This window comes from Pseudomonas sp. GW821-FHT11D10 (genome assembly GCF_058808435.1).
This window is the reverse complement of the sequence record NZ_JBXARR010000006.1, coordinates 250,060-264,730: the sequence shown is the minus strand read 5'-3', so window position 1 is coordinate 264,730 and position 14,671 is coordinate 250,060. Positions and strand designations below refer to the sequence as shown.

Below are 14,671 nucleotides of genomic sequence, written 5' to 3'. Positions count from 1 at the left end.
GGCGTCATCCCTCGCGTTTGCTTACAGGTTTTTGTAGAGCCATTTGGGCATGTAGTACTTGCGCCGGTTGAACACGCTGCCGACCACTTTCGCCCCGGCCTGGGTCAAGCGCTGCACCGCCGCTTGTGCGACTTCCCAGCGGGTGTCTTCGGCGCGTACCACGAACACCACGCCGTCGACCTGGGTGCTGATCACCAGTGTGTCGGCGGCCGAATACACCGCGTCGCCGTCGATCACCACAAAGCGGTACTGAGCGCCCAGTTGATCGAGCAGCGGGCTCAGGCGCTCGGCGGTCAGGTGTTCCATGGTGCGGATCGGCCGGCCGTTGGGCAGCACGTGAAACGGCAGGCTCGACACCTGCACCACGCAGTCCTGCAACAGCGGCGGGGTTTCCCGGTTGAACAGCAGATCGCGCAGGCCGCGCTCCTTGCTCAGATTCAGTTGTTGGGTGAGGTTGCTCGCCGACTGGCTGGCATCGACGTACAGCACCTGGCCGCTGCTCATCTGTGCCAGTTGGCTGGCCAGCGCCAGCGCGCTGGTGGTGGTGCCGGCGCCGGGGTTGGCGGCGGTCAGGAACAGGATCCGCAGATCCAGGTCCAGCACGGTCGAGGTCAGGTTCGACTCGCTGGGGCTGGCAATGCTCAGGCTTTTATTGGTTGAACCGTCCATTAGCTTGCTCCGTGGCCGCTGAATACTTTGAAGGGGGTTTTCAACAGAATCTTCAGATCAAGCAGGAGGCTCTGCTCGGCGATATAGCTGAGGTCCAACTCAACGCGCTGGTCGAAGTCGATATTGCTGCGTCCGGAGATCTGCCACAGGCCGGTCATGCCGGGGTAGATCGCCAGACGGGCGAGGTGACTGTCCTTGTAGCGGTAGGCGTTGAACGAGGTCGGGCGAGGGCCGACCAGGCGCATGTCGCCGGTCACTACGTTGATCAGGTTGGGCAATTCGTCGAGGCTGGTGCGCCGCAGGAAACCGCCGATCCCGGTGATGCGCGGGTCTTTGTCGATCTTGAAATCGATGGCGTCGGCACCGTGCTTGTTCAGGTGGCGCAGCGACTCCTTGAGCTCTTCGGCGTTGGCGACCATGGTCCGGAACTTGTACATGCCGAACTTGCGCCCGCGATAACCGGTGCGTTTCTGCACGAACATCACCGGGCCGTGGCTGGTGAACTTGATGGCCAGCGCCAGGCCGATCAGCAGTGGCGAAATCATCAGCAGAATCATGAGTGCGCCGAGGCAGGCCACCACCCGGTTGGTGCGCGACAGTTGCCACGGCCGGCCACCTTCGCGACCGGTCATCCAGCCCTGACCCTGGCGATGGATTGCCGCGTCGAGGCGCATTCGCTGTTCCGGATCCATGCGTTTGTCACGCACCAATTGTTGGATCGGTACACCTTTCTCATGTCCAGTCATGGAGTCCTCCGCTGATGGTCAGCCGCGAGCGGCGCGTGGGCGATAGGCAGTGGGTAAGAGGATGTTCATGGTCGCCCCTCGTCGGGCGCGATGTGGCGCAGACCGATGCCGCTGTAATGCAGGCCGGCGGCCGCCACTTGTTCCGGGTTGTAAAGGTTGCGTCCGTCGACGATGACCTTCGCGCGCAGCTTTTCGGCGAGCAGTTCGAAGTCCACCACGCGAAAGTTTTTCCACTCGGTGCAGATCACCAGTGCATCGGCATCTTCCAGGGTGTCGTCGCGGGTGGCGCACAGGTGCAGGTCGTTGCGGTAACCGTAAATGCGCCGGCACTCGGACATCGCTTCCGGATCGTAGGCCTGCACGCTGGCGCCTTCGGCCCACAGCGCATCCATCAGATAACGGCTCGGAGCTTCGCGCATGTCATCGGTGTTCGGCTTGAACGCCAGCCCCCAGATCGCGATGGACTTGCCGGCCAGGCCTTGAGGGAATTGCGCCCTGAGTTTGCTGAACAGGATGTGCCGCTGCGCATCGTTGACGTCGGTAACGCTGCGCAGCAGTTTCAGCGGCATGCCATTGTGTTCGGCGGTGTGCAGCAGGGCGCGCAGATCCTTGGGAAAGCACGAGCCACCGAAGCCGCAGCCGGGGTAGATGAAGTGATAACCGATGCGCGGGTCGGAGCCGATGCCCTTGCGCACCGCTTCGATGTCGGCGCCGAGCAGCTCGGTGAGGTTGGCCAGCTCGTTCATGAAGCTGATGCGGGTGGCAAGCATCGCGTTGGCCGCGTACTTGGTCAGCTCGGCGCTGCGGTTGTCCATGAACATCAGTTTTTCGTGGTTGCGGCAGAACGGTGCGTACAGCTCGCTCATCTGCTCCCGGGCTTCAGGGTCCAGAGTGCCGACAATGATCCGGTCCGGACGCATGCAGTCAGCGAGGGCGCTGCCTTCCTTGAGAAATTCGGGGTTGGACACCACCCGCACCGCCAGAGCACTTTTGCCGCGACGCTGCAGTTCTTCTTCAGCGGTGTGCAGCACCTGATCCGCCGTGCCCACCGGCACCGTGGATTTGATGATCAGCGTGCGATCGTCCTCCATGAAACTGGCGATCTGCCGCGCCACGTTGAGCACGTGGCTGAGGTCGGCGGAGCCGTCTTCGTCGGCCGGCGTGCCCACGGCGATGAAGATCAGTGCGGCATGTTCCACCGCATCGCTGGCCTGGGTGCTGAACAACAAACGCCCAGCCTTGATGTTTTCTTCCAAAGTTGCCGAAAGACCCGGTTCGCTAATAGGCGGGACCGCCTGTTGCAGTTGTTTAATCTTGTTCGGGTCAATATCGACGCACAATACGCGATGTCCGACATCGGCAAGTGCGGCTGCTTGTATCAGGCCAACATAGCCCGTACCAAATACGCTCACGTCCATATTGGCGTGCCTCGTAAGACGGTGATGGAAGATCGAAAATGAACTGTCAAAAGGGGTATAGCGCAGCGTGGGGAAAGCATGTCAGCAAAATGACATGTTGCAGGGGTATAACACCCCCAGTTTTGGGGGCGAATGGCCATCAAGTGCTTGCTGTAGATGGATTTGTCCCGTCCTTGACATGTTTTTCACATTTCAAAGAAAACGATGGACGGTCACAGGCCGTGAAATTCAAGGGTTTTAACGACTTGGGTGTGTCAGATTTGAGTCAATGTTTTTTTGACGCTTTTGCCCGATGTCGGGCATTTCTTGCGCTTTGATGGCTCGGTGCTAGTGTCAGAATTTGACCGACAAACGATTGACCATGCCTCGTCGGACGCGCCCCGGAATCGCCATGTTTCGATATCTGAAAGAACTGCTTTTAATTATTTATCTGCTGCTTTATTCCGATTATTACCTTGAACGTTTAAGCGCCATGGGAGTCGGTCCGGCAGTACTTCTTTTTGGCGCGATGTTTTTGGCGCTCACTTTCGCATTATTACTAACGGCCTATATACGTCAGACTTTCATTCGGCATTTGTTCGCATTAACCCTGTTTGTTTCGGCGGTGTTCTTCGATGTTTATACGAGGGTCACCGCCGATTACCTGACCTACAGCAGTTTCGTCTCGCTGGTGTACTCCGGCGGCTTCATCCAGGAAGCGGCGTATCAGTACCGGGGGGCGATCATCCACGGGCTGCTCAACGGGTTGTTGCTGTTGTTCGGGGTCGGTCTCAAGCCTCGTCACGCGATCCCGGTGCCCAATGCCTTGCGGATCGCTGCGCCGCTCTGCGGTGTGTTGCTGCTCAGCGCCGTGTTGTTCGTGCGCGCCGGCGAGGGCGCGCGCGGGTTGCCGATCATGTACACGCCGCTGGCCTATCTGAACCTGTTCGGCTACGAAGCGCTGCACAACACCGTCGGCCCCCGTGAGCCGGTGACCCTGGCGCGCAATGGCCCGGCGGTCGGCCACGACATCGTGCTGATCATCGACGAGAGCATTTCCGGCAATTACCTGGACATCAACGCGCCGTTCGGTGTGCACAGCAACCTCAAGCAGGCCCGTCCGGGCGTCGAGATCTTCAATTACGGCTACGCGGCGTCCATCGCCAATTGCAGCGCCGACACCAACATCACCCTGCGCTATGGCGGCACCCGCGCCGACTACATGCGGATCAACAGCACGCTGCCGTCGATCTGGCAGTACGCCAAAAAAGCCGGCATGCGCACGGTCTACATCGACGCTCAGCGCACCGGCGGCAACCTGCAGAACCTGATGAACGATGCCGAGAAAAAGGACATCGACGAATTCGTGCAATTCGACCAGACCAGCGTGCGCGACCGCGACATGGCCGCCGCCGCCAAGCTGATCGAACTGCTCAACGACGACAAATCCGAGCTGGTGCTGATCAACAAGGTCGGCGCGCATTTTCCGGTGCACGACAAATACCCGGACGCCTTTATGGCTTACCGCCCGACCTTGCCCCGCGGGCAGTTCACGGAAGTCGCCGACACCGGCGAACGCACCGGTTTCAATGGCCAGCCGGATGACTGGGTGCTGTATCGCAACGCCTACAAGAACACCGTGCTGTGGAACGTCGGCGAGTTCTTCTCGCGAGTGTTTGCCCAGGCCAATCTGAACAACGCGCTGCTGATCTACACCTCGGATCACGGCCAGGATTTGCACGAGCGCGGCAATCCGGGGCTGAACACCCACTGTGGCGGCGACCCGGTGGAGGAAGAAGGGCTGGTGCCGCTGGTGGTGATCCAGGGCGATCAGTTGCAGACGCTCGACTGGTCGACGCAACTGGCGGCGAACAAGGATCGCTCCAGTCACTACAACATCTTCCCGACACTCTTGCAGTTGATGGGTTACGAGCTGCCGGGAATCGAAGCGGTGTACGGCAAACCGCTGAGCGTGGCGACGGCGGATGAATTCACCTTCAACTACCGCTTCAACGCGCGGCTGGGGGCCAAACCCGAGTGGAAACACATCGACCTGAACAGCATCGTCACGCCGGGTGAAGCGCCGACGAGTGTGGCGGTGGGTCAGTAACGCGTCGGTATCCGCTATCCTTGGCCCACACGGATCGATCGGATGGCGGCATGCTCCAGGTTCAAAACGTCTTCAAAAGTTACCTCACCCCGCAAGGCCCGTTGCCGGTGTTGCAAGGCATCGACCTGACGCTCAAGCCCGGCAGCAGCCTGGCACTGATGGGCGAGTCGGGCAGCGGCAAGAGCACGCTGCTGCACCTGATCGCCGGGCTCGACAAAGTCGACAGCGGCAGCATCAGCAGCGGCGAACATCGGCTGGACCGGATGAACGAGGCGCAACTGGCCAACTGGCGGCGCAGCGAAATCGGTCTGGTGTTCCAGCAGTACAACCTGATCGGCAGCCTGCGGATCGAGGACAATCTGGCGTTTCAGGCGCGGCTCGCCGGGCGGCATGACCCGCGCTGGCAGCATCATCTGGTGCAGCGTCTGGGGCTGGGCGAATTGCTCAAGCGCTATCCCGAACAACTCTCCGGCGGCCAGCAACAGCGGGTCGCGCTCGGTCGGGCGCTGGCCGCGCAACCGAAACTGCTGCTGGCCGACGAGCCCACCGGCAGCCTCGACGAAGCCACCAGCGACGAAGTGCTGCGACTGTTGCTGGAATTGCTCGATGACACTCCGACCACCTTGCTGATGGTCACCCACAGTCAGCGCGTGGCGGCGCGGCTGGCGGAGCGCGTGGTGCTGTCCAGCGGTCGGTTGACGTGAAGGTTTTCCGCCACGCGCTGATGGCGCTGCTCAGTCACTGGCGGCGCCATCCGGTGCAGTTTTTCAGCGTGCTGACCGGATTGTGGCTGGCCACCAGTCTGTTGACCGGGGTCGAAGCGCTCAACAGTCAGGCGCGGGACAGTTACGCCCGGGCCAGCCAGTTGATCGGCGGCGAACCTCAGGCCAGCCTCAGCACGCCAAACGGCGCGACGTTCCCGCAACAATGGTTCGTTGACCTGCGGCGTCTGGGCTGGCCGGTGTCGCCGGTGTTGCAAGGGCGCCTGATGCTCAAGGGCCACGAAAATCAGCGTCTGCAATTGATGGGCATCGAGCCTGTGTCCTTGCCCGGCGACAGCGCGGTGGCCGGGCAGGCGATGCCGATCGAGCGCATCGTCGAATTCTTCAGCCCGCCGGGCAGTACCTGGATTTCTCCCGAAACCTTGCGAGCGCTGAACCTCGCCGAGGGCGCGACCCCGGCCACCGAAACCGGCCAGACGTTGCCGCCGCTGCGAGCGCAAACCGACATGGCTCCCGGCGTGCTGCTGGTGGACATTGGCATCGCTCAGCGCGTGCTCGAACAACCCGATCAACTGTCACGTCTGCTGTTGCCGAAGGATTTTCACGCCGACGTCCCACCCGCGTTCAAAGGCCAGTTGCAGCTCAAGAGCAGTGGCGAGGAAAACAACCTCGCGCGACTGACCGAGAGCTTCCACCTCAACCTCGATGCCCTCGGGTTTCTCTCGTTCATCGTCGGTTTGTTCATTGTTCACGCGGCCATCGGTCTGGCGCTGGAACAACGCCGGGGATTGCTGCGCACCTTGCGAGCCTGCGGGGTCAGCGCGCGGATGCTGATCGCTTGCCTGATCGTCGAGCTCGGCGCACTGGCGTTGATCGGCGGGTTGTTCGGCGTGGTCAGCGGTTACTGGCTGGCGAGCGTGCTGTTGCCGGACGTCGCCGCCAGCCTGCGCGGTCTGTACGGCGCGGAAGTGGCGGGGCAATTGCGCCTGAGTCCGTGGTGGTGGTTCAGCGGCATCGGCTTGAGTCTGCTCGGCGCGTTGCTGGCCGGGGCCAACAGTCTGCTGCGGGCGGCGCGTCTGCCGTTGCTGGCGGTGGCGGATCCGCAGGCCTGGCATCAGCAACATGCGCGCTGGTTGCGGCGTCAGGGTTGGGTGGCCGGCGTGTGTGCGGTGATTGCGTTGGCCGCGTTGGTGTGGGGCAACAGTCTCGCCAGCGGTTTTGTGTTGATGGCGGGGCTGTTGCTCGGCGCCGCGCTGGCGCTGCCGGTGTTGCTCAGTGCGTTGCTCAACGGTTTGCTCGGACGCAGCCGCTCGGTGCTCGGGCAATGGTTTCTCGCCGATTGCCGCCAGCAATTGCCGGCGCTGAGCCTAGCCTTGATGGCGCTGCTGCTTGCAATGGCGGCCAACATCGGCGCCGGCAGCATGACCGCCGGTTTCCGCCAGACCTTCAACGACTGGCTCGAACAACGGCTCACTGCCGAGCTTTATCTGAACCCAAGCAACCCGGCTCAGGCGCGAGAGCTGTACACCTGGCTCAAACAGCAACCGAGCGTCACCGCGATCATGCCCAACTGGCAGGTTTCGGTGACGCTGCAAGGCTGGCCGGCGGACGTGTTCGGGATCATCGATCATCCGCACTATCGCCAGCACTGGCCGTTGCTCGAAGCGCGGGGTGATGACCCATGGGCGGCGCTGGCCAAGGACGATGCGGTGATGCTCAGCGAGCAACTGGCGCGTCGCTTGAAAGTCACGCCGGGCGATCACCTGACGATTCCCACGCCGGGCGGGTCGTGGTCGCCGCGTATCGTCGGGATCTATGCCGACTACGGCAATCCCAAGGGCCATGTGCTGGTCAACAGCAATCACCTGTTGCGCGGCTGGGCGCAGTTGACGCCAAACCGCTTCAACCTGCGTATCGACCCGCCGAACATCCCGGCGCTACTTACGGCCTTGCAGGCACGCTTCCAGCTTGATGACAGCCGGATCGTCGATCAGGCGCGGCTCAAGGGCTGGTCGGTACAAGTCTTCGAACGCACCTTCGCCGCGACCGCCGCGCTGAATAGCCTGACGTTGGCCGTCGCCGGTGTGGCGCTGTTCATCAGCCTGCTGACCCAGAGCCAGAGCCGTCTCGGCCAGCTCGCACCGTTGTGGGCGTTGGGTGTGACGCGGCGGCAATTGATGCTGCTCAACCTCGGGCAAACGTGGCTGTTGGCGCTGCTGACGCTGGTGCTGGCGTTGCCGTTGGGCATCGGCCTGGCGTGGTGTCTGGACGCGGTAATCAACGTTCAGGCCTTCGGCTGGCGTCTGCCGCTGCGGGTGTTTCCATTGCAGTTGCTGCAACTGATGGGGCTGGCGCTGCTGGCGACGTTGCTGGCCTCGGCGTGGCCGCTGTATTCGCTGTACCGCACGCAACCGGCGGACTTGTTGAGGACGTTTGCGCATGAGGACTAGGTTTGCGTTGGTGTTTTTGGTGTTGTTGCTCAGTGGTTGCGACAACCCCGCACCGGAGCAGAAGGGCTTTGCCGGGATGGGCGCTCAGGCGCAGGCGTTTACGCCGGTGGTGCCGGGGCGGGTGTTCAGCTTCCCGGCGGATCACGGCGCCCATGACGGTTTTCGTATCGAATGGTGGTACGTGACGGCCAATCTGAAGGATGCGCAGGGGCACGATTTCGGCGTGCAGTGGACGTTGTTTCGCAGCGCTCTGAACGCCTCGCCGCAGCAGCCGGGCTGGGCTAATCAAACGATCTGGCTCGGGCATGCGGCGGTGACCTCGGCCAGCGTCCACCACGCCGCCGAGCGTTACGCCCGTGGCGGCGTCGGGCAGGCAGGCGTGCGTGCAGCGCCGTTCGAGGCGTGGATCGATGACTGGCGCTTCATCAGTCAGGCGAGCGATCCGCTGGCTGACCTGCAACTCAGCGCTCGGGACAAGAACTTCAGCTACCAACTGCGCCTGACTTCCAGCCGCCCGCTGGTGCTGCAAGGTGACAAGGGTTTCAGCCAGAAATCCGAACAGGGCCAGGCGTCGTATTACTACAGCCAACCGTTTTTCCAGGCCAGCGGCACCCTGCAGATCGACGGCCAGACCTACACCGTCAACGGCCCGGCGTGGCTCGACCGCGAATGGAGCAGCCAGCCACTGACCGCCAACCAGACGGGGTGGGACTGGTTCTCTTTGCATCTGGACGGCGGCGAACACGTCATGCTGTACCGCATGCGCCAGAAGGATGGCGCGCCGTACCTGACCGGCACGTGGATTGCTGCCGATGGCCAGACCGAAACCCTGCACGCCGACCAGATCAAGCTGACCCCACAGGACACTGCGAAGGTCGCCGGCCGTTCGATGCCGGTGCGCTGGTCGATCGGCATTCCGGAAAAAAACCTGCAGATCACCCTCGATGCAATCAACCCCGACGCCTGGATGAACCTGCGCATTCCGTATTGGGAAGGGCCGGTGCGCCTGAGCGGCAATCGGAGCGGGCAGGGTTATCTGGAGATGACCGGGTACTGATTGACCCGGATCGAGGAGCAACGGCCGATCAGCGTCTATGCTCCTTGGCACGCCCGGTGCCGACACCGATTCGGCGCCGGGTGCTGCCATCCATCACAGGGAAAGTACCGCTTATGAAGCTCCAAGCACTGACGCACGCCATTGCACTTGCCACTGTCCTGTCCGCTTCCACGGCTTTCGCTGCCGATATTCCGTTGTCGGCGGCTGTCGAGGCCGATCAGGTGACCACCAAAGTACTGGCGGTTGACCCGGCCAATCATCAGGTCGTCCTTGAAGGCGCCGAAGGTCGCCAGGTGCACATTCAGCTCAGCGACAAGGCGAAAAACCTCGGCAACCTGAAGGTTGGCGATCAAGTTCAGATCCAGGTAACACGTTCGGTCGCCGCTTATCTGGACACCGACGTGGATAAAGGTCTGCCAGGCTCCACCGAGCGCACCGGTGAACTGCGCAACGCCGTGGGCAGCAGCAACCCCGGTGGCGAGGCATTCCGCCAGGTTCAGGTGCAACTGAAAATCACCAAAATTGATTTGGCGAAAAACCAGGTGACCCTGGAAAACCCGTCGGGCCAGTCGAAAACCTTGAACGTCGAGAAGCCTGAGATTCAGGCCAAACTGAAAAACCTGAAAGTCGGACAGAGCGTCGTGGTCACTTATACCGATGTATTAAAAGTGACCAGTCAGCATGAAAGTTGAGTATTGACTCTACAGAATGACTGTTCTTGTACAAGTAATTGTATGAGAGCAGTCATATAAAATGTTCGAGTCGGATAATTCTGAAAGTTTGTCGGGAAATATCGGCCATCAATATCCGTTAACTTTTTAGTACATAAATTTCATCTTCAATTAGCACGACATATCCGCCAACTTCCATTAAAATCCCTCCCGTTCGCCCAGTGTCAGGGCTCTTTACCGGTGCATGGATTGCCAGGCCATTACACTGGGCGAACACCTCCCCGGAGTGGAGGCCAGAGAATTCAGATGCAAAAAGGGCGACTTTGAAGTCGCCCTTTTTTATTGTCTTACTATTTTGCAGGTCGCATGCCTTGTTGTAACTGAAGGCGCTTGAGCGTTTCCTGATACATGGTGGTGCGACGGTGTTGCGTACCGTATCCACCGATCGCGGCCACGGTGCCGGCCTGGATGTGATCGAGGTAACGGAAGATCGTGCGCGGCGAGAGGCATTTGATGCCGTAGCCAAGGCTGCTTAAACGATCCTGCAGCGTGTATCCCGGGACCCGGTCGTCCATCGAAAAATGCAGCCCGTGAGCCTTGATCAACCGTGCATTCCACAAGGTGCAGAAGCTTTTCAGGTGGGTTTCCCGGTAGGGTTTTGGGTCTCTGGACGGCAATCCCAATTGCTGTTTTGCCCGGCGGAAATAGTGTTTGAAGTAACGCGAAGACAAGCGCCAGGTGTCTCTAAGGACGCCGCGATCTAATTGCTCGACGCAACCTACCGCTGCTGTATCCAAAGATTGCATGCACTCATTCATCATCATCGAAAAGACAGTGCTGTCAAAAACGAAAGTGTCGGTGTGCAGCAAAAAAAGGTAATCGGTTTCAACTTTCGCAAGTGCCAGATCAAGTGCCTTGCCATGAGCGATATGTCCCGCTTCCTTGCCGGGTGAAGGGCGCTCGATCAAGTTGATCCAGTCCAGAGAGCGCAAGTAGATCAGGCTTTCGTCGGCGGAATCGTTGTCCACCACCCACACCGGAATTTCATGCTCCTTGACGTATTGCTGGAGAAACTCCAGGCACATCCGGGTTATTTCCGGCGTCTTGTAATTGACCAATACAAGGCTGAAGGCGGGCAGTTGTTTAGAGGTGGAATCGATCGCACTCATGGTCCGGGCTCACTTCAAGTTGAAGGGTTCTGCTGACGGCAATCAGCACACAGAACCGCTGCTTTGTGGCCCGGATGGTAGGGACGCAACCTTAGTTGAAACTTAATTTCCGAGCGCCCGGGCCGGGCGACTTGTTACGGCTTGCGACACCGGCGAGGCGCTTGGCGATCAAGCGCGGTTCCACGGTAAGATGCGCCGCCATTCAAGCTCAAGGAAGACAACGGCCCGCGCCGTTCGCCACGGATGAAACCACTTTCCCTCTACCACCCGGCTCTTTATTGGCTGCGCGTGCGGCAAAAAAGACTGTTCCGCCACATCGCCTGGCACTGCTCGAGCAAACGCTATGCGCGGCCTGCCACGACGTCCGAGCGCCTGCCTTACCGCTACCTTAAACACACCTCAAAACTGATCCGCAAACTCGGCGACTCCGACCTTGCGCTGCAACACAACAAAGTCATCAACCTCAAACTCGCCGTCGCTGCCATCGATGGCGTCACCATCGCCCCCGGCGAATATTTCTCCTTCTGCCGCCTCGTCGGCCGCTCGACCCGCCAACGCGGCTACGTCGAAGGCATGGAACTCTCATTCGGCGAAGCCCGCACCGGCATCGGCGGCGGCATCTGCCAACTCAGCAACCTCATCCACTGGATGGCCATTCACTCACCCCTGGTCGTCATCGAACGCGCCAACCACAGCTTCGACCCCTTCCCGGACGACGGCCGCGTCCTGCCATTTGGCTCCGGCGCGGCGATCTTCTACAACTACATCGACCTGGTACTGCACAACCCGACGGATCGCAGCTTTCAGCTGAAATTGAAGGTGGGGGAGACGCAGTTGGAGGGGGAGTTGTTGTGCGATCGGGAGCGGGCGTATCGGTATCACGTGTTCGAGGTGGGGCATCAGTTTGTGCGGGAGGGGGAGCGGGTGTATCGGGAGAATGAGATTTGGCGGGAGGTGAGGGAGAAGGGGCAAGTGGGGGCGTTGGTGGAGAGGGAGAGGCTGTATGGGAATCGGGTGGTGGTTAAGTATGAGGTGGGGGAACAAGTCATTGAAAGGCAGCAGTAGGTTGTGTTTCTTGCCTTAGGGTTTCCAGAGTATGACGGAAATAACGCAATTACAGGTTTCGGTAGGGATACGTTTCGCCGGATAGGTGAAACGTATCGTCCAAATAATAAACTCCGGAAATCGAGTTTATTACCACTTCTAGCTTTTCCTTTGATGGGAATAGCAAATAGAGTAGCTCAAAGAATAAATAGTCCTTGATGAGGGTTGCTGCTACGTCTGGATGGCTTTTTATAAGGATTGAAAGTGGCGGGTAATTGCAATCTCGTAATTCGGGGATGTCGGCGTAGCCTTGTTTGTTATCGTCTTGAATGCATTCGGTGATGAATGCATTTGTTAGCTCGTGGAATTGCTCGGGCAGTTCGTGAATTTTTATTGATAAAGTATATTTTTTGGCATGGTTGGAGAGAGGTTCACCGAAGCCAAGGCTGCGGTAGGTTACAGAGGCTGGGTCAATGATGTTGTTTTCAGATTTGAAGATCATGATTTTTTAATCGCTGGAGGGAATGAAGTCGATGCTGTATGTACACAATCGTGGTCGTCTACATAAATTAAGAAGCTAAGGGCCGTATTAGTTATCCAGAATGGAAAGCCAGACGTTTCTGAAAGCATTATTTTCAAATCGGATGATGACTGAAGCGTCCAGGCATGGATTTGGTTGTCGAGGACGATTAATGTTGGTTTCTCAGAAGGGTATAGGAGATCGACCTTTTTCCAAAAATCTGGGTCGTGTTGTTTTGTTACGAATTTTAGATTCAAGGGGTCAAGGGTATTTGTGTTGGAGTAAAAGAAGCGGGTTTTTACGTCTGAAATTATTTTTTCTAATTCATCTTTTTTGAGTTTCTGGTTTTTTAGATGATTTGTTTCGAGTGCTGATGTGATTTCTTTTTCCAAGTAACTCATCGAGGTATTCCTGTTGTTTTTTTTGGAGCGTGAATGGAAGTGAGTTAATTCCCTTTGTGGAAGTGTTTTAATTATTGATTGTAGATTCGATAGCCAGCGCAAAAGTTGCTAGTGGTGTGAGTGTTGCTATATGTGGGGTCGAATAGGCCTGTGAGGGGTGGTTGAGTAGGTTTTTCTCTTGAGTTTAGTTTTTCTAAAGATTTTTGAAGCTCGGGGTAGCTCTCAATGTATGTGTGGTCTGATGAGTTAAATTCAAGTGTTACAGTGTCGGGTGAAATGAATGCGAAGTTAATCAAAAGCTCAGGGGTCGAAAAAACTCTTCCGCTGATGTCGTAAATCTTGTCTCCGGTATTTAATTTTTGACCGTAGCACTCGTGGGTTAAATATCCGTGATCTTGGTTTGATCGTCGCAGTAGTTTTTCGTAGCCTTTTATTGACTCAAAGGAAATGCTGGCTTGTCTTATTATAAGGAAGCCGTCTTCGGTCATGTTCTTCAAAAACGTTGAATTCTGCCTGTTGATCGAATCGATGACGGTCTCGTCGATCAGGTTAAGTACAAAATTTGATAGCTTAAGGCGAAATTTTTCCTGAGGATTCTCGATGGGTGGGATGCTGATACAGCTTATAATCCCGCCTGCGTTATCGGAGTCGATTGCGCCAAAGCACTCTGTGATATCAATTGAGAAAATCATTGCGCTCTCCAGCGAGAACTGAATACACCTATAAGATGTTGGAAGTGGATGTTTTTAATCTTCTTTATTCCATTCCGCATGGATCTCAATGGCTATTTTTAGCCACGCGCTAAAGTCAGGATGTTCTCCGTGAAGCTCCCATCCCTCTGAAGCATATGCATGTATTATTAGCACTTTTGGATTGCCGGATAAGTCATAGCCGTCAAAGCAAGCAATATCATCATTGGCGTTGAACTTTGCGAAAGGAACTAACGTGCGGTTGGGATACAGATTTTTTAGCGTGTTGTGCCAGTAATTTATTTTTCCCTCTTGATATATTAGTAACCACCAAGGCTTGATGTCCGGTTCAGGTTCCGTAGTCGCGAATTCTATAAAAGTACTAGGGAAGTTATAGTTTTTCAGATGTTCAATGTTGAGAAAAATTTTCATTTTGGTTGTTCGAAAAGGGGATAGATTGTCCCTTTGATTCTGTTTTTTTATTAAGACCATTCTATGGAAAGGTTGTCTGGCCGATCAATGGGTACTATTGCTAATGTGCCGCTTGATGATTGAACATGGATGCTGCTGTTGTAAATGATGATTTTTTCAAATGGATTGGTTCCACTCAATACGATCAGCCAGACTAGTTCGCCGGTGTATTTTTTGGAAAGTGCAATGAAGCCATCGTCCCCGGAGGCTAGGCATTCGCCGCAAGTAAAAGAATTGTTATTAGACCCTTCTGCTGTATAAATGGTCGATAGGCCCTCGCATGTATCAGTGTGGTTTAGCAAGAAATCATTTGCCGGAATCCATATTTTTTTTGTTAATTTTTCTTCTTTTGCTGAGTGCTCGAAGAAGCAATAGAATCCATTATTGAACGTAATTGAGTTTTGTCGAGGGTATATTTCTTCAAGCCAATGTTCTTGAATTTTATTTTTGTCGGCGGTGAACATTTTTACTTGCCAATTCGTTTATCTTTGGTCGGTCTTTCAAGCCTGTTAGCTGAAAGGGGATAGATTTATTCTCTTCAGTAAAAAATAAATC

General features: G+C 57.0%; 15 protein-coding genes. 6 read left to right on the top strand and 9 right to left on the bottom strand.

What is annotated here, in order from left to right; translation table 11 throughout:
* Positions 1-21 precede the first annotated feature (21 nt).
* The 3 genes from AC1RT4_RS19605 to AC1RT4_RS19595 form a co-directional block, all read right to left on the bottom strand.
* Positions 22-669 (bottom strand): CpsD/CapB family tyrosine-protein kinase, encoded by a 648-nt coding sequence (locus tag AC1RT4_RS19605; protein ID WP_221535076.1) that lies wholly within the window; start codon positions 667-669, stop codon positions 22-24.
* Positions 669-1,415: a sugar transferase gene (locus AC1RT4_RS19600; RefSeq protein WP_493087193.1), complete on the bottom strand. Its 747-nt coding sequence runs from the start codon at positions 1,413-1,415 to the stop codon at positions 669-671. Before AC1RT4_RS19600 ends, AC1RT4_RS19605 begins: the two co-directional genes overlap by 1 nt.
* Positions 1,416-1,480: 65 nt before the next feature.
* The gene (locus tag AC1RT4_RS19595) at positions 1,481-2,833 is read right to left on the bottom strand and encodes a UDP-glucose dehydrogenase family protein (RefSeq protein ID WP_493087191.1); all 1,353 of its coding nucleotides are present in this window, start codon (positions 2,831-2,833) and stop codon (positions 1,481-1,483) included.
* Positions 2,834-3,224: 391 nt separating this feature from the next.
* Here AC1RT4_RS19595 and AC1RT4_RS19590 point away from each other — a divergent pair, with 391 nt between their 5' ends.
* The 5 genes from AC1RT4_RS19590 to AC1RT4_RS19570 all read left to right on the top strand — a co-directional run bounded on the left by AC1RT4_RS19590 (position 3,225) and on the right by AC1RT4_RS19570 (position 9,843).
* Positions 3,225-4,922, top strand: coding sequence for a sulfatase-like hydrolase/transferase (locus AC1RT4_RS19590; RefSeq protein ID WP_493087189.1), 1,698 nt, complete (start codon positions 3,225-3,227; stop codon positions 4,920-4,922).
* 50 nt (positions 4,923-4,972) lie between these two features.
* Positions 4,973-5,626 carry an ABC transporter ATP-binding protein gene (locus AC1RT4_RS19585; protein ID WP_493087187.1) on the top strand — a complete coding sequence of 218 codons (654 nt, stop codon included), beginning with the start codon at positions 4,973-4,975 and terminating at the stop codon, positions 5,624-5,626.
* Positions 5,623-8,094, top strand: coding sequence for an FtsX-like permease family protein (locus AC1RT4_RS19580; protein WP_493087185.1), 2,472 nt, complete (start codon positions 5,623-5,625; stop codon positions 8,092-8,094). Before AC1RT4_RS19585 ends, AC1RT4_RS19580 begins: the two co-directional genes overlap by 4 nt.
* Positions 8,084-9,151, top strand: coding sequence for a lipocalin-like domain-containing protein (locus tag AC1RT4_RS19575; RefSeq protein ID WP_493087183.1), 1,068 nt, complete (start codon positions 8,084-8,086; stop codon positions 9,149-9,151). Before AC1RT4_RS19580 ends, AC1RT4_RS19575 begins: the two co-directional genes overlap by 11 nt.
* 113 nt (positions 9,152-9,264) lie before the next feature.
* A complete protein-coding gene (locus AC1RT4_RS19570; RefSeq protein ID WP_493087181.1) occupies positions 9,265-9,843 on the top strand; it encodes a hypothetical protein in 579 nt (192 codons plus the stop codon).
* A 329-nt stretch (positions 9,844-10,172) separates the two neighbouring features.
* Here the strand turns inward: AC1RT4_RS19570 and AC1RT4_RS19565 are convergent, their stop codons facing one another.
* Complete coding sequence (locus AC1RT4_RS19565; protein ID WP_493087179.1) at positions 10,173-10,991, bottom strand: glycosyltransferase family 2 protein; 819 nt, start codon at positions 10,989-10,991, stop codon at positions 10,173-10,175.
* 243 nt (positions 10,992-11,234) lie between these two features.
* Here AC1RT4_RS19565 and AC1RT4_RS19560 point away from each other — a divergent pair, with 243 nt between their 5' ends.
* Positions 11,235-12,056, top strand: a complete 822-nt coding sequence (locus tag AC1RT4_RS19560) for a VanW family protein (protein WP_493087177.1) — start codon at positions 11,235-11,237, stop codon at positions 12,054-12,056.
* Between the two features lie 49 nt (positions 12,057-12,105).
* Here the strand turns inward: AC1RT4_RS19560 and AC1RT4_RS19555 are convergent, their stop codons facing one another.
* The 5 genes from AC1RT4_RS19555 to AC1RT4_RS19535 all read right to left on the bottom strand — a co-directional run bounded on the left by AC1RT4_RS19555 (position 12,106) and on the right by AC1RT4_RS19535 (position 14,580).
* Positions 12,106-12,537 (bottom strand): hypothetical protein, encoded by a 432-nt coding sequence (locus AC1RT4_RS19555; RefSeq protein ID WP_493087175.1) that lies wholly within the window; start codon positions 12,535-12,537, stop codon positions 12,106-12,108.
* The gene (locus AC1RT4_RS19550) at positions 12,534-12,956 is read right to left on the bottom strand and encodes a hypothetical protein (RefSeq protein WP_493087173.1); all 423 of its coding nucleotides are present in this window, start codon (positions 12,954-12,956) and stop codon (positions 12,534-12,536) included. The genes AC1RT4_RS19555 and AC1RT4_RS19550 overlap by 4 nt, the downstream gene beginning before the upstream one ends.
* Positions 12,957-13,027: 71 nt before the next feature.
* Positions 13,028-13,648, bottom strand: a complete 621-nt coding sequence (locus AC1RT4_RS19545; protein ID WP_492620416.1) for a hypothetical protein — start codon at positions 13,646-13,648, stop codon at positions 13,028-13,030.
* Between the two features lie 54 nt (positions 13,649-13,702).
* A complete protein-coding gene (locus AC1RT4_RS19540; protein ID WP_493087171.1) occupies positions 13,703-14,077 on the bottom strand; it encodes a hypothetical protein in 375 nt (124 codons plus the stop codon).
* Positions 14,078-14,127: 50 nt separating this feature from the next.
* A complete protein-coding gene (locus AC1RT4_RS19535) occupies positions 14,128-14,580 on the bottom strand; it encodes a hypothetical protein (RefSeq protein WP_492620418.1) in 453 nt (150 codons plus the stop codon).
* Positions 14,581-14,671: the final 91 nt, after the last annotated feature.